Consider the following 23,548-nt stretch of genomic DNA (forward strand, 5'->3'; position numbering starts at 1 on the left):
TGATATTATGGTTCTTCGTATATCATTTCTTCATCAGGCATGCTGTAATCGTAGATTTCAGAGTCTTCGAAAAATAATGCTATTTCTCTAGCTGCTGAAGTTTCTGAATCAGAGGCGTGTATTATGTTACGACCGGTATCAATGGCGTAATCACCTCTAATAGTTCCTAGATCCGCTTCCTGAGGGTTAGTAGCTCCAACCATTTTCCTGATTAAGCTGATACATTCTTCGCCTTCGATCACTGTTGCAAGAACAGGTCCTGAAGTTATGTATTCAACTAAATCTTTGAAAAATGGTCTTTCAGAGTGTTCTCCGTAATGCTCTTTAGCTAGTTCAGGGGTTATAACTAATAACTTTGCTGCGAGGATCTTAAGACCACGGTTCTCGAACCTGCCTAAGACTTCACCTGCAAGTCTCCTCTTAACTGCATCAGGTTTTAGCATTACAAAACTTCTCTGTTTCATTTTTTGACCCACTTAACTTTTCTTGGAACTCTTCCGAGTCCGATTTGATTTTTCTCACATTTGCTGCTGCAGAAGAAATATACAGTACCGTCCTTTTTGACGTACATTTTTCCTGTGCCTTCTTCGATTTCTTCTTTACAGAATGAACATGTTCTCATATTAAGCACCTTTTAATTATGGGGTACGGATTTCTTTAGCTTCCCGTATTGTATCGAGCAACATTAAAATGTCGCCTTCCCTTATAGCTCCCATGACGTTTCTAGTGAGTATTCTTCCCTTGTCTCTTCCATCAAGTATTCTGCATTTAACCTGCATGACTTCTCCAGTCATTCCAGTCCTTTTCAGAACCTCTATAATTTCAGCAGGAGTTCCATCTTCCATTTAAATCACCTTCAAATTAAAATAAGAAAGGCATGGGCCCTTCTGTAAAAATAGTGTTTATACTTACTTTTTAAGCTCTGCGACTTTCTCAACTACATCGTTGATTAAATCTTCAGCTTCACCTGCGTCTATGATACATGCAGATGCAGTTCCAACATTTAGACCTGCTGCTTCTCCGAGCTCGTCTTTGGTTGGAAGGTAAACGTAAGGTATTTCCTTTTCTTCAGCAAGTACAGGAAGGTGTGCTGCTATTTCTGGTGGGTCTATGTCCTCAGCTATGAATACTAACAGAGCGTTACCCCTCTCTATCATCTTGGTAACCTCGTTGGTACCTTTACCTATTTTACCTGTATCTTTGGCTATTTCTAAAGCTTCGTAAGCTTTGTCTGCTATTTCTTTTGGTGTATCGAATTTAACATATATTGCTTTTGCCATTTATTATACCTCCTTTTTCATCTGGTTTTAACCATCCATCGGCAGATCAACTTTTACATTTTATTCATATAAAAGTTCTTCCGATCAGAAATGACTATAAAACACTGATAAATCAAATTCTAATTATAAGCAACTTAACTCATAGAATGATTTTCATAGTTCAAAAGTAGTCTATTGGATATTTCATTATCATAATATATAAAGTTTGCTTGATGCCCATGAAATTAAAATCAACATCTTATATTCTGTATTCATATGTTAAATATTCTGGCAATTTTTGATCTGATTAACCAATTTTTCAAAGGATTACAAAAGAATTTATAATTTGTTTTCTGAGTTCTCGATTGTAAGGAATTAACGAGAAAATATTGATAGGAAGTTCAGACTAAATTGTCGAAAATTAAACTTGATTAAAGGTTTATTTAACTTATTTAAAAAAAGAAAAAAAGAGAAAAACTATTTAAAGTCTTTTAACGGCTAAATCGACGTCAGATGCTTTAACAGTTTTTCTTCCTGCGTGTTTTGCAAGTTTGACTGCTTCAGAAGCTATTGTTTCACCTTTTTCTTCTAAAGCTTTTGCTAGAGCTTCTCTAGCATCGTCACTTACTCTTTCTGCACCGGCATTTTTTATTATTCTTCCTATTGGAGCAATTGGTAATTCCACATTAATCACCTCACTAAATATCTTTGTTAATATACACTGTTGTCGTAATCCCTTATATATTTATGGTATATTTATGAGATTTATTCAGTGATTTGTATGTTTTTTGGTCATGTCATCATGATCTATTTCATTTTTGGTCAGCCCATGACAAATTATGTTGTATTTACTGATGTGGAAAAAATTGGGATATAGAAAATCTTCAGATCAATTAAAAAAAAATAGTGGTAGGAAAACCTTCATTGCTTGTTAATAATCTTTGAAAGAGTTTTAACATCAGCATCAATTTCCAAAGGTTCTACACAGGCATCTATTGCAGTATTAGGGTCTTTTAACAGGTGACCTGTCACAATACAAACGACCTGTTCGCCTTTGTCTACTTCACCAGATTCAACCATCTTTAAAAGGCCAGCAATTGATGCTGCAGACGCAGGTTCTACTCCAATTCCCTCTTTTCTTGCCAGTAATTTCTGAGCACTCAATATTTCATCATCTGTGACTGTATCAGCATAACCGTTTGATTCATATATGGCCCGCAATGCCTTCTGTGCACTTACAGGTGCACCTATTCTTATTGCAGTTGCAATTGTTTCAGGATCCTTAACTGGTTCTATGGTATTTTTGCCTTGGCGAACAGCATTGGTTATTGGTGCTGACATTTCAGCCTGTATTCCAGTCATCATTGGAAGATCATCCATGAATCCTGCCTCATGAAATTCTTTAATTCCCTTCCATATAGCTGAAATGTTTCCTGCATTACCCACAGGTAACACTATCCTGTCTGGAGACTTCCAACCCAGATCATCTACGATCTCAAATCCTATGGTTTTTTGGCCTTCTAAACGGTAGGGGTTAACAGAATTTAAAAGGTAAAGCTGTCCTTCCAGTGCTAATGATGTGACTGTTTCAAGTGCTTCATCGAAGTTTCCACGTATTGAGATAACTTCAGCACCATGAAACATTGCCTGTGCAAGTTTTCCAAGTGCAACTTTCCCTGCAGGTAAGAGCACGATGCATCTTTTACCAGCTCTAGCTGCGTAGGCTGCGAGTGAAGCAGATGTATTCCCTGTTGAAGCACATCCTACTGTATTAACTCCAAGTTCAACAGCCTTTGTCATACCTACACTCATTCCCCTGTCTTTAAAACTTCCAGTGGGGTTTGAACCTTCAACCTTAACATACAGATCTATTCCAAGTTCGGACCCTAGTTTATCACATTTACAGAAGGGGGTGCCTCCCTCTTCTAGGCTGACAATTTTTGTTTCATCAACTGGTAAAAATTCCTTATACTTCCACATGGTGGATTTTCTGCAGCTGAAAATATCTTTAGAAATATCTGGATGGCTGGAAACCACTTCAAGTGTGGAATCACATTTTTTACAGGTGTAAATTATTTCATCAATTTCGTATTCTTCTCCACACGATATACACTTCATCATTCTATCACTTGCTAATTTTTTTTATTGTAAATTTATGACATTATTTTTTTTTGAATAAAAAGTTTTGAACTGTCCTGTTTTGGCTAGAAGCTTGGTTAAGAACAGTTTTGATTGTTATGTTAGAGTACAGATTTTACGTAGTTTCCCCATGCAATGGTGAGGTTTGCTTCTATGAATGCAGCAATAATTAACAGTACCGCGGCTATAAATAGGAGTTTTAATGATTCCCAAAATTCATCGATATGCATTCCTATAATGTAGTTGAACTGGGTTCCTTTCGAAATATCTGTTCTCATATGTAGTAAATCCTTGAAAATATTCAGAACACAGCTTCCAAGCCTGAAACCTGCGGCTCCTGCAATAATAATTCCTAAAAGTTCCGGAATTCCGTGGGGTAATGTGTACACAAGATAATCTCCCAATGGGAACTGTGTACCGGCATAGCCAATGAAAAGTCCGTTGAAGATGAGATACCCTGCAGATATGATTCCTACGAATGCTCCACCAATGTAAATTAATAGGGCGACATTTAAATTGTTAAAGAACAGTGAGAAGGTGTTTAATTGTATTTGTCCATGGATAATTTTGTTCTGGAAATCTCCATAAAATCCTCCGAGAACAGAGTTTAAAACTCCTGCAAACGCATACCCTGCAAAAATTGATCCAAGGAGAATAACAGCTGAAAGCATTATGAATACTTCGTTTCGTTTATAAAGCCCACCAAAAAATCCATCGTATCGCTCTTTTTTCAAACTTTTCACATCCTTCAATTGGAATATTTATAGGTATATCACCACATCTTTTAGGTATTATTTTTCAGTTCTATTATTAGTAATTACTTAATATCTTTCGGGCTTCTCCCTCTGCAACATTCCTGCGTTTGGAGAGATCTTTGAAGAAGATTCTTATCATGGTGCTTGCTTTGGCTTTACATTCTCCACACATCATTGTCCCATTTTTGCAGTCATGATACATTTCCACAAGTTCTTTATCAGATTCCACCAAGTGGTAGAGAAGCATCTCGTAAACAACACAGTCTTCAGGAATGCCTCCCAACTTTTTTTGTTCGTCTAAACTCTCTCTTCCACCTGTCTTAGCAGTTTTAATCTTCTTTTCTGCAACTTCAGGCTTGTCACTCAAGAATATGGCCGTTTTTGGCTTGCTACTGGACATTTTATCTCCAGTTAATCCTGTGATGAATCTGTGATAGGTTGAAGACGGTGCTATGAAATTGAATTTGCTCTTCAAACGATCAGCAATGTCCCTTGTCAATCTGATATGAGGATCCTGATCCGGGCCTACTGGCACCACTGTTGGTTTAGGTCCGCCAAATTCTTCTAACTGGGGATGTAGAATGTCAGCAACTTGTACAAGGGGGACATAGAGATGAGATATGTTGGTTGAGCCTGAAAATCCGTAGATTGCTTTCATCTCATTAAGATTCACTCTTTTACCAGTTAGGTATGCTAAACTTTGGACAGTTTTGTTCTCGGATTGTAGGTAACAGTGAATATTTTTCTGTTTAAAATCCAGTCCGAGTGCAATGTAATTGGTTAGGTACTCAACAATTGCAAGTTCCCTTGATTCTTTAAATTCAATATCCCTTGCTGAAAATGATTCCATATCTGCAATTGGTATGAATATATCTGCGCCATGTTTTTGATACCATACTAATTGATCAACAATCATTTTGTGGCCTATATGCATTTTTCCACTGGGCATCATTCCAGATACAACAGCAAATTCAGATTTTTCATGCATGGCCTTAACTATTCTGCCAAAATCCCTTTGACCAAATATTATTCCCCTCTTCATGAGGACTGGGGGATCATCCACTTCTGGCAGAAGGTCTGCGAATGGCTTAATTCCGAACTGTTCAATGAGATTTTCGTAGTCTACAACAGCTGAACTCCATGGGTCTATCACTAAATCACCTTAAAATTACTAGTACAATTTTTTAATATTTTATAATTTACTCATACCTTGAAAGTATCCATAAAATGATTCATGGCCTAGTCCATTCAACGTTGTAGTAAGTTATATCGTTTTCCTCGTCCACCACAGCAAATAACAATTTTTTATTCACTCCGTGGGCGACCCTGACATAACTTGAAAGATCAGACATCATGAATTCACTGTTTTCACTTGCCACTTTAACAAGGTAGTTTGAATGTCCATCTCCAGGGGATTTTCCACGATCGTACAGTCTAAATTCAGATCCATACTTGAATCCAGTTTTTACTATGTAACCCCTGTTACGCAAGTCCCTGTACACGATGTAATTAGAAAATGCACTGGTTTTCCTTATGAATCCGAACATCTCTTCGATGGAAATTTCTTCACCATCAGCTTCAACTTCTAACTTTCCCTTTTCCATTAGATAAAGGGCTTCTACAAATGAAAGTTGAAGTCCGTCCTCAGATGAATTTCCAAAATGGCTTTTTTCATGGATTTTTGCGGTATTTCCGTTTTTAACTATAACGATGTCACCAGATAATTCTGCGTTCATATACACCACACTTGATTTTATAATATTTATAATGTTAATTTCATGGAATTATTCGATGGTAGCATGTCTCCTTTTGAGATCGTCTTCTTTCTTACCTAAACGTGCCATAAATTCTGCTATAAGTCCATCTAAAAACAGATGAGTTGTGTCTTCAAAGAGTGTTCCCATGGGTGTTAGATCATCATAATCTCCCTTGAGAACTGCTGAAGTGTAATGTTTCCATGGTGTCTTAGTTTTACTTTCAATCTTCACACAAACATCAAGATAGATTCCCAGGGTAGAAGATGGAGTGGCTGTTATACCTATCACAGTGGCTCCGGAATTAGCAGCAGTTCCAGCTGCTAGTGTAACTGTTCTAGTTTCACCAGAACCGGATATGGCAATTAAACAATCTTCATTGTCGATAGCGGGAGTTGTGACATCTCCAATTACGTACACAACAAATCCTAAATGCATCAACCTCATTGCGAATGCTTTACCAATTAACTCTGATCTACCACTACCAACTATGAACACAGATTTAGCATTTTGGATAGTGGTTATCATCTGGTCTACTTGGGCTCCATCAATCTTATCTATGACTGTCAGGGCATGTTTAGTTATGTTTTCCACAGTTTTTTTAATATGTTCCATTCATAGACCTTCAATTGATTGTGTTAAATTATAATATAGTTAAATTTTTTACCTAAATATTGCTTATTCTTATTCCAGCGTTTTTAACTTTGTTTCGAATGTTTAAATTGATTAGTAGTGGAGTCAGCTTCTCAACGATCCTGGCATTTTCAAGTGCCCCACATTCAATGGATTTAACACCGGAAATTTTCTCTGCAAGTTCCATAACAATCAAATTTGCTTCATGATCGTCTCCAGAAACAAGACAGTCACATTCAACATCTTCATCCACGGTAGTCAAACTAGATGCACTGATATTACAAAATGCAGAAACAACCACTGCATTGTCACCCAGGAACTCTGCCGATCTTTCTGCTGCAGATCCCTCCCAGAGGTCTACGTACCTTGTTGGTTTACCACCTAAACAACCTTCGAGTGGTGATGTTGCATCAACAAATATTTCTCCCTTCAAATTGTCCTTGATGGATTTTAATGTTACCATCTGTGCTTGAAGTGGAACAGTTAAAATAATAATATCTCCGTTTGAAGCAGCATCTTGATTGGTCATGGCTGTTAAATTCGGAAGATCTTCACTACCTAAAATGTCTTTCATGAGATCCACGGCTGTTTCAGCCTTTTTAATATCTCTTGATCCCACTATCACATCTTCTCCAGCCTTCACAAATCTCAATGCAAGTCCAAGTCCCTGATCTCCTGTACCGCCAATTATAGCTATTTTCAAATTAAACAACCCCTTCGTAAATTTTCATTGTATTATCATCCTTATTTCATCTGATACCATGGTATATTTTCAACAATATATAAAAAATAGGATTTGGTTTTCGTGGATGGGATGATCAAGGATCATTCAGCATATTCTAGCTAAGTATCCTTGGTTTAATATATTATTAGATCTTCAACTCATTTTTGATATAATCCAAACTCTCTGTTAAAGCAGCAGGATCCTTCACTTCAACAACTAATATTCCATCATAATTCACAGATTTTAATTCTTTAAACAGGGATTTGAAGTCTATGTTTGTACTTCCGATTGCATCGTGGCTATCATAGCTTCCATCGTTGTCTGATAGGTGGATATGTTTTATTCTTGGGGAACTTAACATTTCCTCAACAGAGAAGTTCATGTTGTAGGCATGGCCAACATCTAAAGTTATGTGGGAATCTAACTCCTCAGCCACATTGTGAACTTCGTTTAGATCCCTCAGTAGAAGCTCTTCAAAATCTGGCATATTTTCTATGCAGATCATGATCCCATTTTCATCTGCGTAGTTTGAACATTCCCTCAGAGATTCTAAACTGTGCTCTTTGATCCTGTCAATGAACTTTTTTCCAAGTATTGGAACCTGACCTGGATGAACCACAACAACATCACTTCCAACCGATACTGCAGTATCTATTGAATTTTTGATGGCTGACACCGATGATGTTCTCATCCTATCGTTGTAGCTTGCGATGTTGACATCAGATAGTGGTGAATGAATACTGATCTTGAGGTTGTAGGACCCTACAACATCGCTGTCAATATCGTTGTAGGGATACTCATTCATTATTTCGCAGTACTCCACCTTCCTATCTTCTAAACCTGTTAACACAGTTTCCAGGGGTGTTGGCGAAAGTGCCAATGTAGATACTCCTATTTTCATGTTAATTCTCCGGGGATGCCAGTTTATTCTTGTCTGATCCTGGCGTATATTGGTATGTTCTTTTTCATTGCATTGATTATTATGGTTGCAAGTTCGATGTCCTGTTTGATCTTTATGTTACCTTTCTTACCTACAGTGGCTGTGAACAAGTAATCTTCATCAACTAAAATATCGAATGGAGTACCAACAACATTTTTCTTAAAATTTAAAACCACATAATTGCCTGAAATTTCGGCGTTCACCTTGAAGCTGTTTTCCAGCTTTTTGATCTCTTTAACTTCGAGGGCTTCCACTCCAATGCTTATACCGATCTTCTTTTCAACTTCGTCTATGGTTTTTCCCTTTTTACCAATGAGCTTAGGAATGTTATCTTCGTTTATGCGTACAGTGGCACGTTTATCAGATTTCATGCTCACTTCTACCGTTGCATCAGGAATTCTTCTCTTGATCTCCTTCACTATTTCCTTTTCAGCAATCTTTTGTACTGGTGTTTTTTCGTAGCGGGTTTCAACACCCACATCCATGACTATGGTCTGTTCACCGTAGGTGTATACTTCGTGCACCAGATCCCCGGTTTCAAAGTCGGTAATTTCAATCACAGGCCTTGAAAGATCTGCTTCCAACATGCCGGTTGGAACCTTCACAGTCAGTTTAACATCGTAAATAGCAGCTACTTCACCGTTGTTTATGAAGATGGTTGTATCAACAATTGAGGGTATCATTCCAAGTTCCACACGACCAATTATTCTTTGAATAGCGTCTATTGGCCTTGTAGCATGAACCACTCCAATCATACCCACACCTGCAAGTCTCATGTCCGCAAATATCCTGAAATCCTTGGTTTTTCTGAGTTCATCATATATGGTGTAGTCTGGTCTGACTAATAGAAGAATATCTGCAGTTTTTCCCATGTCCTTTTCAAGGGGTGCGTACTGGGTAATTTCATCTCCAACTTGAAGATCACGTGGAGATTCCATGGTTTTAACTATTGCACCCATATCTCTGCTGTAAAATTCTGCAACTGCCTGGGCAAATGTTGTTTTACCAGCTCCTGGAGATCCTGCAATTAAAATACCCTTGGCACTGTTTTTTAATCTGTCGACCAGTTTCTCTGGAAGTTTATAATCATCCATGGATACCTTGGTAATTGGTCTTACAACGGTAATTTCAACTCCGTCTGAAAATGGCGGTCTGGCTATTGAGATCCTGTACTCCCTAAACTGTACAACTGTGGCACCTTCCATTTCAATTTCGATAAAACTTTTAAAATCACTTTTAGCCATTTCAGTTATTTCTCTGGCCATCTTCTCGAGTTCTAACCTTTTAAGAGGGTTTGAACCGATTTTAACCAGATTAATATTTCCAGGACTACCTTTTTTTGCCATGGGAACTACATTTTCCTTCAGATGAATTGACATGGTGTCTTCATCAAAGTATTTGGCTATAATCAACTCTTTGTAGCCTATCATTTCCGGTTTAAGGTAGATAGCCTCCAATCCTTGAGCTTGGGCAACTTCCCTCTGTACCTTGTCGCTGGTTATGAGTGTGGCGTTGAGTTCACCTGCTGTATCCCTGATCATGGCATCAATTTCCCCACCCTTTGCAAGGGCTATTTCATCAGGGTTAGGTCTTCTACCGACGTAGCTTAACTTAATTTTTCCTTCTCTGCATAGTCTCTGCAATTCTTTAAGCTCACCTAAACCATTAAAGCCTGTTTCTCGACCTTTGTTGGCTTGATGTTCTAGTTCGGATATAACTGCCTTTGGAACTATGACTTCGCATCCATGATAATCTTTGTCTAGTACGATCTTAGTAATTCTACCATCAACTATTACACTTGTATCTGGAACGATTTTCATCATTTCTCTCCATAAATCTGTTCTGGTTCGAATATTTTCTGTTTTACCAGTTTCAGTTCTCCTGAATCAGTTTCTATTTTCCTGAAAAAACAGGAATAATAACCTTCATGACAAGCCCCACCATTCTGTTCAACCTTTAAAAGAACAGCATCTTCATCACAATCAGTTAAAACTTCTTTAACTTCTTGGGTATGTCCTGAACTTTCGCCCTTGAGCCAGAGTTTTTTTCGTGAAGTACTGTAGTAATGTGCAATACCAGTTTCAAGGGTTTTTTTAAGGGCTTCTTCGTTCATGTATGCAACCATTAACACTTCAGAACTAACATGGTCCTGTGCTATGGCTATAACTAACTTTTCTCCCCCTACCTCATGTCTGAAATTTAGATCAAGTTTATCCATTGTAATCCCCTCAACATCCATATAGTCATAAATTTTAATTAAACAGGCTTATACATCACATTAGCATAGTCTTGAAGTAGGATTCTACCTCTGAAATATTCACAGATTCCTGTTCCCCAGTATTCATATCTTTGACTGTTACTTTACCCTCTTCAAACTCTCTGGATCCCAGAAGAACAACGTAACTTATCTGTTTTGTGTCAGCGTATGAAAGGATCTTCTTCAACTTTTTACCGACCAGATCAACTTCTGCACCGATGTTGGCTTTCCTTAATTTTTGGACAATTTCATAACCAGTAAGACTTAAATCTGAATTTAAAGGTGCCACAAACACTTTCACTGCTTCTTCTTTGTCTATGGTTGTTTGCTGTTTTTTCAAGGCTTCCATAACCCTGTCAAAACCGAATGCAAATCCTGTGGATTCCACCTTTTCCCCGCCAAACAGCTCTATTAAATTATAGGTTCCTCCACCACTTATCTGTTTTTGCGCACCAAGACCATGGACGTATATCTCGAAAACTGTGCCTGTGTAGTAATCCAATCCCCTGGCAATACCTAGGTTAACGGTGTAATTTGAAAATCCAAAAGCTTCCAATGCTTCTAAAAGTTTTTCAAGTTCGAACAATGCATTACATGCATTTTCACTGCAATTGATCAGTGCCTCTGCATCCTTCAATATTGATGCATCACCCTTCATATCAATAAGTTTTAACAACAGTTCTTCAGAATCCTCATCAGTATTTATGGATTTTAAAAGGTTTTTAAGTTCTTCAGCATCCCCTTTATCAATGGCCGCCATAACCTGATCTTGGGTGTCACCCAGAATTTGCGCATCGATCAATATATTCCTCAAAATTCCAAGGTTTCCGATGTGTATTTCATAATTTTCAAGTCCCAGTTCATCTAGACAGTGTGCTGCCATGCTTATTACTTCAGCTTCAGAACCTGGTGATTTACCACCAATAAGTTCACAACCCAACTGCCAGAACTGCCTAAATCTTCCTGCCTGAGGTCTTTCATACCTAAAACAGCTACCAAAGTAGTACATTTTAACTGGTTTAGGTGCTTTTTGAAGTTCTTTGATGTACATTCTTGCCACTGGGGCGGTTAATTCTGGTCTGAGGGCAAGATCTCTACCGCTTTTGTCTTGAAAGTGATATATCTGGTCCTTAATTCCTTCTCCAGATTTTGTTGTGAACAACGATAATTCTTCAAAGATTGGAGTTTTAATTTCACCGTAACCATAAGATTCAAATATTCTTTTCATGGTGTTTTCTACATTTTTTCTTTCCTTCATCTCTTCAAAAAGAAAATCTCTGGTTCCTCTAGGTCTTTGTAATTCCATTTTATTCTTCCCTGCCATTCATCAAATAATTAAATTAATTTATTTTTTAGGAGTCTCGTATCAACTATAAACTATTAGGCTCGATGTTTTTAAAATATGGTGGTTTTCAACAAAAAAAAATACTTGTTAAAATCAATGAAATTTTTAATTGTTTTTTAGTCGTAGTGCTGAAGGTACTCTTCCATCATTTGTGGGAATGATTTGGCACTTAAAAATCTGAGTCCTAACCTTTCTGCCCATACCTTTATTCCTTCATCTGCAGCAACAACTCCTGCACCAAGTTCCTTGGCAAGCAGAAGAACATCAAGGTCTGGAGCACTATCCAGGGTTCCTTTACGTAAGGCTGCTCTGTAACGTTTTCTAAAATCTGTAATTGCTTTTCCAAGTACTTTTGCTTCAATTTCGGATTTTTGCGTCCCTCGTGACATCATAACCATGGACTCTACTGCTGCTTCCCATATTCCATTTTCAGATATTCTCATACCTTTGTTCATCCTTTCCCTCATGTCCTGAACATATTCATAGAATATTTCAGAGGGAATTTTGGTATCGTACCTGTTGGGAGTTTTTTTCACTATCCATGTTTCTGCTTTCACAAGGGTTTCATCGGGACATTCATAACGAGACATGTAATCTGTAAATTCTTTATAGGTTATTGGAGGCATATGACAGCTTATATTGAGCTTAATTCTTGATTTTGCAATGAGATCAAGCATTGCATCAACTGTTTTTGAGAGATCACCTTCTCCATAATCATCTCTAAGTTGAGTATCTGTAAAAGCAGTGGTATCCAGAACAAATCTCTGTTTTGCAAGCATTTGTACACCTCAATCCATTTTACATAAGTTACCAACAATTAATCATTTAGATAATTAAACTGTCACCAAATCCTATACAGAAATATATGAAGTCCACTTTATAAAAGAATTTCTAAATCACTAAACAACGAACCAAAAACCCATTATTAATTGTAAAACTCTGCAAAATAGAACTCTAACTTAAGTTTCCATCCTAAATAATTTTTCATTTCTCAATTTTTATATCAATGTTCTAACAGAGTAGAAGGTGTATGAATTTTAAGTCACATCCTAAAAAAAATTTTTATATGGAGATCTAAATGATTACTGGAAAAACAAATGTTTTCGGAATTATAGGTGACCCTGTTGAACATTCATTATCACCAGGAATGCATAATGCAGCTTTTAAAGAACTGGGTATGGATAATATTTACGTACCCTTTCAAGTTAAAGCAGAACATCTTGAAGATGCAATACTCGGAGCTCAATCACTTGGAGTCAAGGGCTTCAACGTTACAATACCCCATAAAACCGAGGTAATAAACTATCTGGACTATTTGGATATTGCAGCAGGACTTATAGGTGCTGTAAACACCATAGAATTCGGAAAAAATGGTGCAGTAGGTCATAATACTGATGGTATTGGTGCAGTTATGGCCATTGAAGAGGTAACACCAGTAAAAAATAAAAAAGTGGTCATACTTGGTGCTGGGGGAGCGTCTAGGGCAATAGCTTTTCAGCTGCTTTTAAGTGGTGTGGATAATTTGGTCATCGCTAACAGAACAGTTGAAAAGGCAGGTGAACTCAAAACTGATCTGGTTGAAAAGTTGGATCATGAAGTTCGGGTCTCGGGGCTTGATGAAAATCTCACCCAAGAACTTTCAGATACTGCCATCCTAATAAATACAACTCCTGTGGGAATGTATCCTAATGTCGATGAAAAACCTGTTGTAACTGCTGAGATGATGCATCCAGATATGGTGGTGAACGACATAGTTTACAATCCTCTGAAAACAGGTTTATTAAATGAAGCAGATAAAGCAGGGGCAAAATCAATTTCAGGCATAAAAATGCTCATGTATCAGGGTGTGGAAGCATTTAAGATCTGGACAGGGATAGAACCTCCAGTGGAAATATTTCAACGTGCACTCATGAACGAACTTGATTTGGATGAAATATGAGATGGTAAGGTGGTTTTAGTATGGATAAGATTCCTGTAACAGACAATCACATACATGTTGATCCAGTTAACGGTGAGGGGCCCTTGGAAACAGCAAACAAATTTTCACGGGCCGGGGGTTCCTTCATGATAGTTCCAAACAAACCCACGTGGACAGTGAACACAACAGATTACAAAGAAGCTATGGAACTTGTAATTAAATATGTGAATGAAATCAACACTGAAACTGATGTTAAAGCATTTCCTGTAGTGGGTGTTCATCCAGCAGAACTTTCAAGACTTATCAAAGCAGGAATGGATGTTTCCCAATCAGAACAAAAAATAAAAAATGCCCTCGAAATTGCTCAGAAACTGGTGTTAGATGGTGAAGCAGTTGCAATAGGTGAGGTTGGAAGGCCTCACTATGAAGTAAGTCCCGAAGAACTCGATGCTCAAAACAGGTTGTTAGTCTATGCCATGGAACTTGCCAAAGAAGCAAACTGTCCAGTTCAACTTCACACAGAATCAGCAGGTCCAAAACAATACTTAGAATTTGCAGAAATGGCAGATAGAGTGGGGCTTCCAAGAAACAAGGTCATTAAACATTTTTCAGGACCATTCGTGCTTGAAGAAGAAAATCATGGTCTTCTTCCTTCATTAATAGCCACCAAGGATGTTGTAAAAACTGGATTAAAAAAGGGAAAAAATATTTTGATGGAAACAGATTATCTGGATGATAAAACACGTCCTGGGGCAGTATTAGGTCCTAAAACAGTGCCAAGACGCACCAAAGAAATGATAGATCAAGGCCTGCTCAGCGAAGATGATGCCTACAGGATCCATGTAGAAAACGTTGAAAAGGTTTACAACCTAAACCTTGAAATTTAGCAATAGATCAAGTTTTAGGATGGATTAAAAAAATAGATTTAAACTCAGTTTCCTCCACCGATCACGAAGCTCACAACTCCAATTAAAACACCAATGAGCACAATTTCAACACTGGTTTTAAGTAGGCTTTCCCTTGAAACCTTTCCAAGGTAAATTCCAAGTATCACCAATGCAATGAAACAGAGTCCTATGGTTGTAAATATGGCAGTCGTCCTAGTTGCAATTAAAATAAAAGGCAGTACTGGAACGAACGAACCAATAAAACTCGAAAATCCATGGACAAACATGCTCATGTAAACCCTTTTTTTGGCCTGTTTATGGATGACAGTATCATCAAGAGCTCCTTCACCAATAACCATTTTCTGTTCGAGTTCTCTTAAATTACGAGCTTCTTCTGCTCGCTCACCAATAAATGAACCAAATGCATTGGAGAGTGCCAATGCTATTCCTCCACTCAATCCAGTCAATCCTATGACGTAGTTGGGAATTGGCAATCCTCCTGCACTGGCTACTCCACTAGCTGCGAGAGTAACACCCATAACTGCTAAAATTCCGTCAAGTGTCCCTAAAGCAACATAACGGCTCATTTTTAGATATTCCTGTATAAATTCCCGTATTGACATGAGTAGAAATTCTCCTTAACTAAATTCCATGAAATTTTATTTTTTTTTTAACTTATTCTAGTTGGTCCAGATTGTTAACTTCAATATATTATTCTAATTTTTATAAGCAATTATTTTCCTAGAATAAATAGTTTTGAATTAGCCCCTTCCAAGATCTTTATGTGCCCTTGCTAGATGACCTGCTGAGAGCGCACCCATGAGTGAGAGTTCCCCTGCTAAAACTGTTCCTGCCACAATTTCAGCAAATTTACCTACTCCACCACTACCGTAAACCCCCATAATTTCTAGACATTCTCTGGCAGTTTCAAGTCTTGTTCCGCCACCAAAGGTTGCAACAGGAACATCTGGTAGTGTCACTGAGAAGTAAAGATTTCCATCATTTTCCTCTGCAACAGTTATTCCAAGACTACCTTCAACAATGTGAGCTTCATCTTGTCCTGTTGCCAAGAAAATACCGCCAATCATATTGGCGTAATGAGCGTTAAAACCCATACTACCCGAAATCGCAGATCCAACAAAATTTTTAGCGGTGTTAACTTCTACAATGGCTTCAGGTGTGGTTTTCAAGGTTTTTGCGACAACTTCTCGGGGTAATGAAATTTCAGCGCTGATGGTTTTACCCCTTCCCTCGATCAAGTTCATCGCAGCTGGTTTTTTATCCACATCCACATTTCCACTCAGTGAAATAACATGGCCCGATGTTTCCTCCATGAGCACGTTAAGAGCAGTTTCTGTGGCTATGGTAACCATGTTCATTCCCATACTGTCTCCAGTAGTGTAAACAAACCTTGGATAAACATATTTTCCAACAACCACAACTGGATCTATTTTAACCAATTTTCCATGTCTGGTTGTGGACTCTGCAGCCTCTTTTAATTTACTGAAGTTGGTTTGAATCCAAGTTTTAATTTTGAGAGATTCAGAAACTGAAGAAGTTTTTATAACGGGGGCTCTGGTCATTTTATCATCAATAATTCTTGCAGTAGCTCCTCCTCCTGCTCTAATAGCCGAAAATCCTCGGTTTATAGATGCAATTAGTGCTCCTTCAGAAGTTGCAATGGGAACGTAATACTCTCCCTCTGCATGTTCTCCATGGATAGCAAGGGGTCCAGCAATACCAACAGGTATTTGAACAGTTCCAATAGGATTTTCAATGTTCCGTTTCAATGCTTCTTCCATTGATAGGGAGTACTTGGATATATGTTTAAGTTCGGTGTTACTAACTTTTTCAACGAACTTTCTACGAATGGTAACAGCTTCATCAACATCATCTGTAAACTTTTCAACCTGATGCAGTTTCACTTGGCCATCAGCAATTTTATTGATTAATTCTTTTTCGTCTGCCATGATCCTTCACTTAAACTGATTTTAATACTTGAAATTCATTAAATGTCTTTAAATGCATGATTTCTATTTCTCTGTTAATGGGTATTTACCAAAGAATTTACTTGATTAGTAGCTATTGATTAGGTTACTATGAATATTTTTCTATGGAATTAAATTAGATCCCAAATCAGGTCGGCAATTTCTGAGGGCCTATCAGCCACATGAGCACCGGATTTTTCAAGGGCGTTGATTTTGGTTTCTGCAGTACCAGCATCACCCTCTATTATTGCACCGGCATGTCCCATTCTTTTACCTGGAGGTGCTGTAACACCTGCAATGTATGCAATAACAGGTTTGCTAATGTTTTCCTTTATGTAATCTGCAGCCATTTCTTCTGCGTTTCCACCAATTTCTCCAATCATAACCATTGCAGCTGTGTCATCATCATCTTCAAACCTTTGAAGTACATCTGCAAAGTCAAGACCCACCACAGGATCTCCTCCAATTCCTACGCAGGTACTTTGTCCCATTCCTGCATTGGTGACTTGATTTGCCACTTCGTAGGTTAAAGTACCGCTTCTAGACACGATTCCTATGTTTCCTTCGTTAAATATATGTGTTGGCATAATTCCAAGCTTTCCAATTCCCGGACTGATTATACCGGGAGTGTTAGGTCCAATTACAATGGTGTTCTCCTTTTTTGCATACTCCACTATCTCCATGGAATCATGTACAGGAATGTGTTCTGTGATGATAACTGCGAGATCCAACTGTGAAATTGCTTCAAATGCAGCATCCTTTGCAAAAGATGCTGGAACAAAAATAATAGATGCATTTATATCCAGCTCATCCTTGGCCTCTTCAATCGAATTGTAGATTGGAAGTCCATTGAAGTTTTGACCTCCCTTGCCAGGACTGGTTCCAGCAACGATGTTGGTGTTGTACTTAAGCATCTGTTCAGCATGGAAAGATCCCTGTTTACCAGTTATTCCCTGAACAATGCACCGGGTATTTTCATCAAGAATTATCATAATTTATCTCCCCTAAATATTTTGAAATTTTATATAAATACAAATAATTATTATTCCTTTTTTAACCTAAAATTCTCATCCTCTGAGCGAGGGGAACTGAAAGATCCATCACATTCCCATTCATGAATGCTGAAACAGAAACTATAACACTTCCAGGAATTACGTAGGAAGGAGTCCCTCTTTTAACAAGATAAACATTTTTATTTCCTAAAGCAGCCCCTACCATTGCACCTGCAACAACTCCTACGGCTTCAATGTCTTCGATTGTTGCGACAACCACAGGATCATCTGTTTCATCTGAGACAAAACCAACTCCAGGAATCTCAATAGTTCCATGATTTCCGCCACCTATATCAGTAACATGATCCATGCTTCTCGCTGCATCCATGGAAGACTTCACCACATTTTTAACGAAGGGTTCTCCGCCATAGGTATCAAATGCAAGTATAACTCCATCAGGATAACGATCCTGTCTGATCTTAGCTTCTGCATAGGATATTCCCTCACCAGCACCTTGCGGTGTATCTGAAATTCCAGCAAGATCTCCAATGTCTTCGGCATTTTTTGATAAAACATCCACTATTGCTTTGTTAACAGTTTCAAGCATATTATCATCTACAAATGCACTGATCACTACATCATCACCAGTTACATTTGTTAAAGCTGCTTTGAATGCACCAGCATCCACAATTTCGTGTATATCTTTTTCGATATTCGTTATCATGTTCTTACTACATGAAACATCGTTGCATGAAACATCTGCTCCAATGGATGTTAATTTCAAGGAATCACCTTTGATTTTTTAATAGATGGGTTAATAATCTCTAATTATTAAACAAATACTTAATCTTCCTGTTTCTCAAAATAATCTGTTTACAATGAATTGGGTTTAAAATTTTTGTATCAAATTCATTTAACTGTATTATAGGGCTATTTGGGAGAACTTATTTTTATATATTTCTTGTACCCACATCACACATTTACCTTATTTTAACTTTTTAATAGAATGGTGAAGGATATTATTTAGTAAAGAGATATAGAATTATCTAAAACAAAACTGAAATTTAAATTTCAGATACTAAAAACTGTAATAGGGACGAAGTGAAGCAATTGTTCAACAAAACCAGAATATGTGTACCAATTTTAGAAAAAACATATGAATCTGCTTTAGAGTCATCTAAATCTTCTATTAATGCTGGAGCTGACATTTTAGAACTTAGGATAGACTTCATAGAAAATTCTGATCCAGATGCTGTTAAGAATCTTATTCAAGAAATAAACTTCCCATTAATAGCAACAAACAGAAGAAGGGAAGAAAATGGATTTTTTAAGGGTTCAGAATCAGATAGAATAGAAATTCTTTTAGAAGCAGCAAAGGTAGCTGAGATTGTTGACATAGAACTGGGAACTGAATTGGACAATCTAAATAAAATCGTGAAAAAATCTAAACTGGCCATTGTTTCTTATCACGATTTTGAAAAAACCCCTGATAAAGATTTTTTATTGGAAATTGTGAATAAAGAACTGAAATTAGGAGATATAGCGAAATTTGCTGTCATGCCAAAAACAATGGCTGACACCTTGATTGTATTAAATGTTCTATCAGAGGTAGAAAACACTGTGGCCATCTCAATGGGTGATATTGGAAGTTACACAAGGGTTGTAGCACCCCTTTTTGGATCTCCATTAACATTTGCCTCGTATGAAAACAGCTCAGCCCCGGGACAGTTAAACATTGAAACAACCAGGGACTTCATTAATAAACTATTGATACATTAAATAATTCCATTTTTCAATAACTAACTATTCAGGGTGTAAACTAAACACCTTCAATTGTTTGATGTTCTAAATATCTTTTGAACAAATAATGGAATAAATTTATTCTAACTAAGATGATTCGGATGTAAAAAATATGAACGGAAAAAACAGGAAAGATATAAAACCAGGAAAAGAAGTGTTTATTGTGCTTAAAAAGGATCAAAGAACTGGTAAACGATCCAAGGGTGTAGTAGCTGATATTTTAACCAACAAATCATTCCATCCACATGGCATAAAAGTTAGGCTAACAGATGGCAGGGTGGGAAGAGTTCAGGAAATTGTTGGTAGCGATTAAAAAAAAATTTAAATAAAAAAAATTGAACAGGCCTAAGCCAGTTCAGACAATCTTTTAACTCTTTTGACCATGTTAGGATGGGTTGATAAGAGTTCCATAACACTTTGACCGGTACCTACCTTAGTATCAGAGTACCTGAGTCTTGAAAGTTCTTCTTCACTTATTTTTCCATCCATGTTAAGATCCAGCTGTTGTAAATCGTTAATTTCATTTCTAGCATCAGTAACGTCATTTACAAAGAAAGCCTTGTAACCTTCAACTTCCTTTATTTCATCTTTGTTACTGGTTGCAGATCCGTAAACCAGTTTGTAAAGAGCACTTGCAAGGTTGTGTGGTTTACATCCCAGATCCACACTTCCCTGGTCAGCGTAGTATTCCCTTGTTCTTGAAATGAACAGTACTAAGAGCTGTCCAACTAGGTATGCTCCTAATGCACCGAGACCGATGATCATTCCATAACCATTGTCTCTGTCTTGGAACAGCATACTTATGAAGATGTAGTAACAGATCAGGGGAACAACACTTATTAGGGTCATTACAATCATGTCACTGTGTTTGATATGGGACATTTCATGCCCTAAGACTGCTTCAAGTTCTCCTTCATCTAGAATTCTTAAAATTCCCCTAGTTACACATATTCTGCCGTCTTTTTTGGTTCTTCCAAAGGCAAAGGCATTGGGAACATTTATTTCTGAAATACCTACTTTAGGTTTTGGTACGCCTGCTTTCATTGCAAGATCTGTGATCATTGCATGTAACTTGGGTGCTTCCTGCTCACTAACATAATGCACACGCATTGATGATTCCACCATCTTAGGACCCAACAGATACTGGACCAACACCAGCAATATGGCAAGGCCCACATAGATATATGTGTATCCAATGTGGAAGTAGGATAAGACGAGTGCTAGGATCAGGTAAAGAATTGCAAATAGAATTACCGGGGCTAAAAATAGCCTTAATTTAAGTAATAATGTACTTGATCTAACCATTTTATTTTCACATCTCCTTTTAATTACCAATTGTTATTGAATGAAGTAGTATAAATATTTTTAAAAATTTTTCATGAATATCAAAAAAGAAACCTTTCTAATCCCTTATAAAACTATTACAAACCAATATTTGGCTGTAAAAATCTCTAAAAAAAATTATTTATTATTAGATTCAAATTTAGGTGCTTGAAGATTTGAATTTATATTTGTAAACTAGGTAACCCACAACAATCACTATACCTAAAACAACAAAATAATCCAGAATATGGAAGTAGGTTTTAATGATTTCCCAGTGGGGACCAAGTATCAATCCAAGGTAAGCGAGTGCAAAGCACCATGGAAGCGAACCAAGAAATGTGTAGGTCACAAATTTTTTCAGATCCATATGGGTAATTCCCGCTGGAAGGGAAATGAAGGTTCGGATAATTGGAAGAAGTCTGCTTATAAACACTGCTTCGTATCCATACTTTTCAAACCATTTATCTGCCAATTCCAATTTGCTGTGTGTAATAAATACGTATTTCCCATACTTTTCAAGTAATGGCCTACCTCCAATTAAACCCACGTAGTAAGCTATTAATGAACCAAAAAGGTTTCCTAAAGCACCCACTATAGTTATTCCTATAAGTGTCATGTTGGTTGTGCCTTGGTACACAACAAAACCACTAAAAGGCATTGTAATTTCACTTGGAAGGGGAATGCATGCACTTTCCACTGTCATTGCTATGAAAACTCCCCAGTATCCCAAACTATTAATAAGATTAATAGCAAGGTTGCTTAAGTTTTCAAGGATTCCAATCATATAAATTCTTTAGAGTGGCATGAAATAAAAATCTTTGCCCAAATCCAAAAAAAATCCCGTGAAACAAGGGTTAAAATTTTATTAGTTGAATTTCTTAAATTTCCGAGGATTAAAACCTAACCCTATCAAAAACTGCTGATCAGAATTTGTAACAGATTTTTCTGTGGTTGGAGGGATTGGATTTCCGGAATGTGCAAAAATATTTCCATCCTTTTTGTTTGCCGCCATAAATTTACCTGCATTTCCATTTACTGCTATATTTCCATGCATCATATCAATTCCAGTAAAATCATCGGTGGTTCCATTGATTATCACAGTACCTCCGTTTAAGAGTGCCCCTGTATTTTTGCCTGCATCACCGTTTACCCTCACACTACCTTTCCGCATCAGTATGCCTGTACTCAGATCAACATTTCCATTGATTGTGATTTTTCCATCAACATCTAACCTGGCACCAACTGTATCTTTAACCATTCCATCGTCTATTATCATTTGATTTCCATTCACCTGAAATCCCAGTGGAGAATCGTTTTCCAACCCGTTTGACATGATATCTGTGATGGATCTGAATTTTTTGTAACCTTTAACATCAGATTTGACTTGAACTACATTTCCAACGGGTTCTTTGATGGTTCCTTTGATGTATATTCTACCCCTAGTCATGCTGATTCCCATTCTGGAGTCAACATTCCCATCCACATAAACATCACCAACATTCAAATCACTTCCGTTCCCACCGAAGTACACCAGATCCGTGCCCATGCTGGAGCAGAGCCTGTGTCCAACATCTCCATGGATCTTGATATTATTACCCTGCTTTAAATGTTCAACAAGATCTCCAAAGCTTACTTCGTTGTTGGGAACCTTCCAGCTTGGATCGAGTTTTTCTCCCTTGTGTTGCCAGTGAAAATTGAATGTAAAATCACATATACAGTCCACAGGCTCTTCTAAATCTATTTCAAGTATATCTTCACTTGGTTCTGATTTCTTTTTGAAGATTTCAAACAATTAAAATCCCTCCAAAATTAAATGAATTCCTTACCAAAATATTTAGCACAGACCACCATGAGTTAAAAACTGTAAAGAAAATCTGGTTTACAACAAATGGTAGTTAATAATTAATTTTTTGAGGTTGATGGAAAGTTTTCTTTGAGTAATTTTTTGTTCAGTTAAAATAGTTATTTTTTTCTAAAAAAATTCACTGGGAATCATATTTTTACAAAGTTGTGCCAAAAACGAAAATGACTACTAAAAAGGGTAATCAAACATAAACTGGATGAAAATCATATAAGAACCCAAACAAATATTTGGGAAATTTTCTTTGAAGTATTGGAGATCAGTTTTATGAACCAGCATGATCATGGGAATGAATTAAGATTTTTAGGAAAGATCGGGGTGGACACCAGATTTTTGAGTTTGTACCGTTTTAATATCTTCATAAACAATCAGAGATTTTCAAAATTCACAAGGAAGAGAGAGGAACAGTTTTTGAAGAATTACCCTGATTTTCAGATACATAGATCCGGACTGTTTCAAAGGTTGTGCACGAGAGCATCAAGGGTTCTGGCAAGCTCAATTAAACCAAGGGAAAAAATATTAGTTCCAGATGATAATTCCTGTACAGATTTTGCACTGAAAATTCTTCTAGAACCCTACAAACGCAAGTATGGTATCCAAATTTTAAGTGGAAATATGGTTGATTTTGATCCTGCCAAGTATGATTCAATAGCAATGGCCACAACATTAGATGATGAGGCTGTGCACGTATTAAACAGACTGTTTAATGGTGAAAAGATGGATGTTGTCCATGAAATAAATACACATGAGAGGGATCATAAATTGATATATCCTCTCCAAAATATTCCTAGTTCTTGGATAGTGGAGTGGATAGAAAATTTAGGCCACGAATGCGAATTTTCTATTCAAACTAACTACGAACTTGAAACATTGATTTTTCTCGGGAACTTTGTTAGTGACGTCCGCGAAAACATTCTAAAATCAGCATTGTTCATTTCTGAGAACTCGATTGAATAAATAAAAAAAAATTAAA

The 23,548-nt window shown here is 37.2% G+C and carries 28 protein-coding genes; 5 read left to right on the plus strand and 23 right to left on the minus strand.

Features of this window, described 5'->3' with window-relative positions; genetic code table 11:
- Positions 1-5 precede the first annotated feature (5 nt).
- From ndk to METBO_RS03175, 16 genes are all read right to left on the minus strand, one after another.
- The gene (ndk, locus tag METBO_RS03100) at positions 6-464 is read right to left on the minus strand and encodes a nucleoside-diphosphate kinase (protein WP_013644210.1); all 459 of its coding nucleotides are present in this window, start codon (positions 462-464) and stop codon (positions 6-8) included.
- Positions 461-622, minus strand: coding sequence for a 50S ribosomal protein L24e (locus METBO_RS03105; RefSeq protein ID WP_013644211.1), 162 nt, complete (start codon positions 620-622; stop codon positions 461-463). The genes ndk and METBO_RS03105 overlap by 4 nt, the downstream gene beginning before the upstream one ends.
- Positions 623-638: 16 nt before the next feature.
- Positions 639-845: a 30S ribosomal protein S28e gene (locus METBO_RS03110; protein ID WP_013644212.1), complete on the minus strand. Its 207-nt coding sequence runs from the start codon at positions 843-845 to the stop codon at positions 639-641.
- 63 nt (positions 846-908) lie between these two features.
- Positions 909-1,280 carry a 50S ribosomal protein L7Ae gene (rpl7ae, locus tag METBO_RS03115; protein WP_013644213.1) on the minus strand — a complete coding sequence of 124 codons (372 nt, stop codon included), beginning with the start codon at positions 1,278-1,280 and terminating at the stop codon, positions 909-911.
- A 460-nt stretch (positions 1,281-1,740) separates the two neighbouring features.
- Positions 1,741-1,944 (minus strand): histone HfoB, encoded by a 204-nt coding sequence (gene hfoB, locus METBO_RS03120; RefSeq protein WP_013644214.1) that lies wholly within the window; start codon positions 1,942-1,944, stop codon positions 1,741-1,743.
- A 236-nt stretch (positions 1,945-2,180) separates the two neighbouring features.
- Entirely contained in the window at positions 2,181-3,380 is a 1,200-nt protein-coding gene (thrC, locus tag METBO_RS03125; protein WP_013644215.1) for a threonine synthase, read from the minus strand.
- Positions 3,381-3,499: 119 nt separating this feature from the next.
- Positions 3,500-4,132 carry a stage II sporulation protein M gene (locus tag METBO_RS03130; protein ID WP_013644216.1) on the minus strand — a complete coding sequence of 211 codons (633 nt, stop codon included), beginning with the start codon at positions 4,130-4,132 and terminating at the stop codon, positions 3,500-3,502.
- Between the two features lie 76 nt (positions 4,133-4,208).
- On the minus strand, positions 4,209-5,306 hold the full coding sequence (locus METBO_RS03135; RefSeq protein ID WP_013644217.1) for a tryptophan--tRNA ligase: 1,098 nt from the start codon (positions 5,304-5,306) through the stop codon (positions 4,209-4,211).
- 79 nt (positions 5,307-5,385) lie between these two features.
- Positions 5,386-5,889 carry a tRNA-intron lyase gene (gene endA, locus METBO_RS03140; RefSeq protein ID WP_013644218.1) on the minus strand — a complete coding sequence of 168 codons (504 nt, stop codon included), beginning with the start codon at positions 5,887-5,889 and terminating at the stop codon, positions 5,386-5,388.
- A 48-nt stretch (positions 5,890-5,937) separates the two neighbouring features.
- Positions 5,938-6,522: a 6-phospho-3-hexuloisomerase gene (hxlB, locus tag METBO_RS03145; protein ID WP_013644219.1), complete on the minus strand. Its 585-nt coding sequence runs from the start codon at positions 6,520-6,522 to the stop codon at positions 5,938-5,940.
- A gap of 52 nt (positions 6,523-6,574) precedes the next feature.
- Positions 6,575-7,243, minus strand: a complete 669-nt coding sequence (gene npdG, locus METBO_RS03150) for an NADPH-dependent F420 reductase (RefSeq protein WP_013644220.1) — start codon at positions 7,241-7,243, stop codon at positions 6,575-6,577.
- A gap of 166 nt (positions 7,244-7,409) precedes the next feature.
- Positions 7,410-8,165 carry a sugar phosphate isomerase/epimerase family protein gene (locus METBO_RS03155; RefSeq protein WP_013644221.1) on the minus strand — a complete coding sequence of 252 codons (756 nt, stop codon included), beginning with the start codon at positions 8,163-8,165 and terminating at the stop codon, positions 7,410-7,412.
- A gap of 23 nt (positions 8,166-8,188) precedes the next feature.
- Positions 8,189-10,024 (minus strand): PINc/VapC family ATPase, encoded by a 1,836-nt coding sequence (locus METBO_RS03160; RefSeq protein WP_013644222.1) that lies wholly within the window; start codon positions 10,022-10,024, stop codon positions 8,189-8,191.
- A complete protein-coding gene (gene hisI, locus METBO_RS03165) occupies positions 10,024-10,422 on the minus strand; it encodes a phosphoribosyl-AMP cyclohydrolase (protein ID WP_013644223.1) in 399 nt (132 codons plus the stop codon). The genes METBO_RS03160 and hisI overlap by 1 nt, the downstream gene beginning before the upstream one ends.
- Before the next feature lie 55 nt (positions 10,423-10,477).
- Positions 10,478-11,767, minus strand: coding sequence for a histidine--tRNA ligase (gene hisS, locus METBO_RS03170; protein WP_013644224.1), 1,290 nt, complete (start codon positions 11,765-11,767; stop codon positions 10,478-10,480).
- 155 nt (positions 11,768-11,922) lie between these two features.
- Entirely contained in the window at positions 11,923-12,585 is a 663-nt protein-coding gene (locus METBO_RS03175; protein ID WP_013644225.1) for an RNA ligase partner protein, read from the minus strand.
- Positions 12,586-12,884: 299 nt separating this feature from the next.
- On the opposite strand from METBO_RS03175, the gene aroE reads away from it, so the two are divergent.
- Positions 12,885-13,745, plus strand: coding sequence for a shikimate dehydrogenase (gene aroE, locus METBO_RS03180; RefSeq protein ID WP_013644226.1), 861 nt, complete (start codon positions 12,885-12,887; stop codon positions 13,743-13,745).
- Between the two features lie 20 nt (positions 13,746-13,765).
- Entirely contained in the window at positions 13,766-14,611 is an 846-nt protein-coding gene (locus METBO_RS03185) for a TatD family hydrolase (RefSeq protein ID WP_013644227.1), read from the plus strand.
- A gap of 44 nt (positions 14,612-14,655) precedes the next feature.
- On the opposite strand, the gene METBO_RS03190 is transcribed toward METBO_RS03185, so the two are convergent.
- The 4 genes from METBO_RS03190 to METBO_RS03205 form a co-directional block, all read right to left on the minus strand.
- The gene (locus tag METBO_RS03190) at positions 14,656-15,234 is read right to left on the minus strand and encodes a TIGR00267 family protein (RefSeq protein WP_013644228.1); all 579 of its coding nucleotides are present in this window, start codon (positions 15,232-15,234) and stop codon (positions 14,656-14,658) included.
- 138 nt (positions 15,235-15,372) lie between these two features.
- Positions 15,373-16,581, minus strand: a complete 1,209-nt coding sequence (gene hmgA / locus METBO_RS03195) for a hydroxymethylglutaryl-CoA reductase (NADPH) (RefSeq protein ID WP_013644229.1) — start codon at positions 16,579-16,581, stop codon at positions 15,373-15,375.
- A gap of 149 nt (positions 16,582-16,730) precedes the next feature.
- On the minus strand, positions 16,731-17,591 hold the full coding sequence (gene sucD, locus METBO_RS03200; RefSeq protein ID WP_013644230.1) for a succinate--CoA ligase subunit alpha: 861 nt from the start codon (positions 17,589-17,591) through the stop codon (positions 16,731-16,733).
- A gap of 61 nt (positions 17,592-17,652) precedes the next feature.
- Positions 17,653-18,375, minus strand: coding sequence for a hypothetical protein (locus METBO_RS03205; protein WP_013644231.1), 723 nt, complete (start codon positions 18,373-18,375; stop codon positions 17,653-17,655).
- Between the two features lie 317 nt (positions 18,376-18,692).
- Between METBO_RS03205 and aroD the strand changes: the two genes are divergently transcribed.
- Both aroD and METBO_RS03215 read left to right on the plus strand, forming a co-directional pair.
- A complete protein-coding gene (aroD, locus tag METBO_RS03210; RefSeq protein ID WP_013644232.1) occupies positions 18,693-19,370 on the plus strand; it encodes a type I 3-dehydroquinate dehydratase in 678 nt (225 codons plus the stop codon).
- Between the two features lie 133 nt (positions 19,371-19,503).
- A complete protein-coding gene (locus METBO_RS03215; protein WP_013644233.1) occupies positions 19,504-19,704 on the plus strand; it encodes a YwbE family protein in 201 nt (66 codons plus the stop codon).
- Positions 19,705-19,736: 32 nt separating this feature from the next.
- On the opposite strand, the gene METBO_RS03220 is transcribed toward METBO_RS03215, so the two are convergent.
- The 3 genes from METBO_RS03220 to METBO_RS03230 form a co-directional block, all read right to left on the minus strand.
- Positions 19,737-20,696 (minus strand): zinc metalloprotease HtpX, encoded by a 960-nt coding sequence (locus METBO_RS03220; RefSeq protein WP_013644234.1) that lies wholly within the window; start codon positions 20,694-20,696, stop codon positions 19,737-19,739.
- Positions 20,697-20,874: 178 nt separating this feature from the next.
- Positions 20,875-21,498 carry a DedA family protein gene (locus METBO_RS03225; RefSeq protein ID WP_013644235.1) on the minus strand — a complete coding sequence of 208 codons (624 nt, stop codon included), beginning with the start codon at positions 21,496-21,498 and terminating at the stop codon, positions 20,875-20,877.
- Between the two features lie 81 nt (positions 21,499-21,579).
- Complete coding sequence (locus METBO_RS03230; RefSeq protein ID WP_013644236.1) at positions 21,580-22,506, minus strand: hypothetical protein; 927 nt, start codon at positions 22,504-22,506, stop codon at positions 21,580-21,582.
- A gap of 336 nt (positions 22,507-22,842) precedes the next feature.
- Here METBO_RS03230 and METBO_RS12920 point away from each other — a divergent pair, with 336 nt between their 5' ends.
- Positions 22,843-23,532, plus strand: a complete 690-nt coding sequence (locus METBO_RS12920; RefSeq protein WP_013644237.1) for a hypothetical protein — start codon at positions 22,843-22,845, stop codon at positions 23,530-23,532.
- The last annotated feature ends 16 nt before the right edge of the window (positions 23,533-23,548 follow it).

This window comes from Methanobacterium lacus, from assembly GCF_000191585.1.
Taxonomy (GTDB): Archaea; Methanobacteriota; Methanobacteria; order Methanobacteriales; family Methanobacteriaceae; genus Methanobacterium_B; species Methanobacterium_B lacus.

Excerpts from the sequence above, each read along its gene's own strand:
- ndk (WP_013644210.1), bottom strand. The coding sequence starts at position 464 with ATGAAACAGAGAAGTTTTGTAATGCTAAAACCTGATGCAGTTAAGAGG.
- METBO_RS03105 (WP_013644211.1), bottom strand. The coding sequence starts at position 622 with ATGAGAACATGTTCATTCTGTAAAGAAGAAATCGAAGAAGGCACAGGA.
- METBO_RS03110 (WP_013644212.1), bottom strand. The coding sequence starts at position 845 with ATGGAAGATGGAACTCCTGCTGAAATTATAGAGGTTCTGAAAAGGACT.
- rpl7ae (WP_013644213.1), bottom strand. The coding sequence starts at position 1,280 with ATGGCAAAAGCAATATATGTTAAATTCGATACACCAAAAGAAATAGCA.
- thrC (WP_013644215.1), bottom strand. The coding sequence starts at position 3,380 with ATGATGAAGTGTATATCGTGTGGAGAAGAATACGAAATTGATGAAATA.
- endA (WP_013644218.1), bottom strand. The coding sequence starts at position 5,889 with ATGAACGCAGAATTATCTGGTGACATCGTTATAGTTAAAAACGGAAAT.
- hxlB (WP_013644219.1), bottom strand. The coding sequence starts at position 6,522 with ATGGAACATATTAAAAAAACTGTGGAAAACATAACTAAACATGCCCTG.
- METBO_RS03155 (WP_013644221.1), bottom strand. The coding sequence starts at position 8,165 with ATGAAAATAGGAGTATCTACATTGGCACTTTCGCCAACACCCCTGGAA.
- METBO_RS03160 (WP_013644222.1), bottom strand. The coding sequence starts at position 10,024 with ATGAAAATCGTTCCAGATACAAGTGTAATAGTTGATGGTAGAATTACT.
- hisI (WP_013644223.1), bottom strand. The coding sequence starts at position 10,422 with ATGGATAAACTTGATCTAAATTTCAGACATGAGGTAGGGGGAGAAAAG.
- hisS (WP_013644224.1), bottom strand. The coding sequence starts at position 11,767 with ATGGAATTACAAAGACCTAGAGGAACCAGAGATTTTCTTTTTGAAGAG.
- METBO_RS03175 (WP_013644225.1), bottom strand. The coding sequence starts at position 12,585 with ATGCTTGCAAAACAGAGATTTGTTCTGGATACCACTGCTTTTACAGAT.
- aroE (WP_013644226.1), top strand. The coding sequence starts at position 12,885 with ATGATTACTGGAAAAACAAATGTTTTCGGAATTATAGGTGACCCTGTT.
- METBO_RS03185 (WP_013644227.1), top strand. The coding sequence starts at position 13,766 with ATGGATAAGATTCCTGTAACAGACAATCACATACATGTTGATCCAGTT.
- METBO_RS03190 (WP_013644228.1), bottom strand. The coding sequence starts at position 15,234 with ATGTCAATACGGGAATTTATACAGGAATATCTAAAAATGAGCCGTTAT.
- hmgA (WP_013644229.1), bottom strand. The coding sequence starts at position 16,581 with ATGGCAGACGAAAAAGAATTAATCAATAAAATTGCTGATGGCCAAGTG.
- sucD (WP_013644230.1), bottom strand. The coding sequence starts at position 17,591 with ATGATAATTCTTGATGAAAATACCCGGTGCATTGTTCAGGGAATAACT.
- METBO_RS03215 (WP_013644233.1), top strand. The coding sequence starts at position 19,504 with ATGAACGGAAAAAACAGGAAAGATATAAAACCAGGAAAAGAAGTGTTT.
- METBO_RS03220 (WP_013644234.1), bottom strand. The coding sequence starts at position 20,696 with ATGGTTAGATCAAGTACATTATTACTTAAATTAAGGCTATTTTTAGCC.
- METBO_RS03225 (WP_013644235.1), bottom strand. The coding sequence starts at position 21,498 with ATGATTGGAATCCTTGAAAACTTAAGCAACCTTGCTATTAATCTTATT.
- METBO_RS12920 (WP_013644237.1), top strand. The coding sequence starts at position 22,843 with ATGAACCAGCATGATCATGGGAATGAATTAAGATTTTTAGGAAAGATC.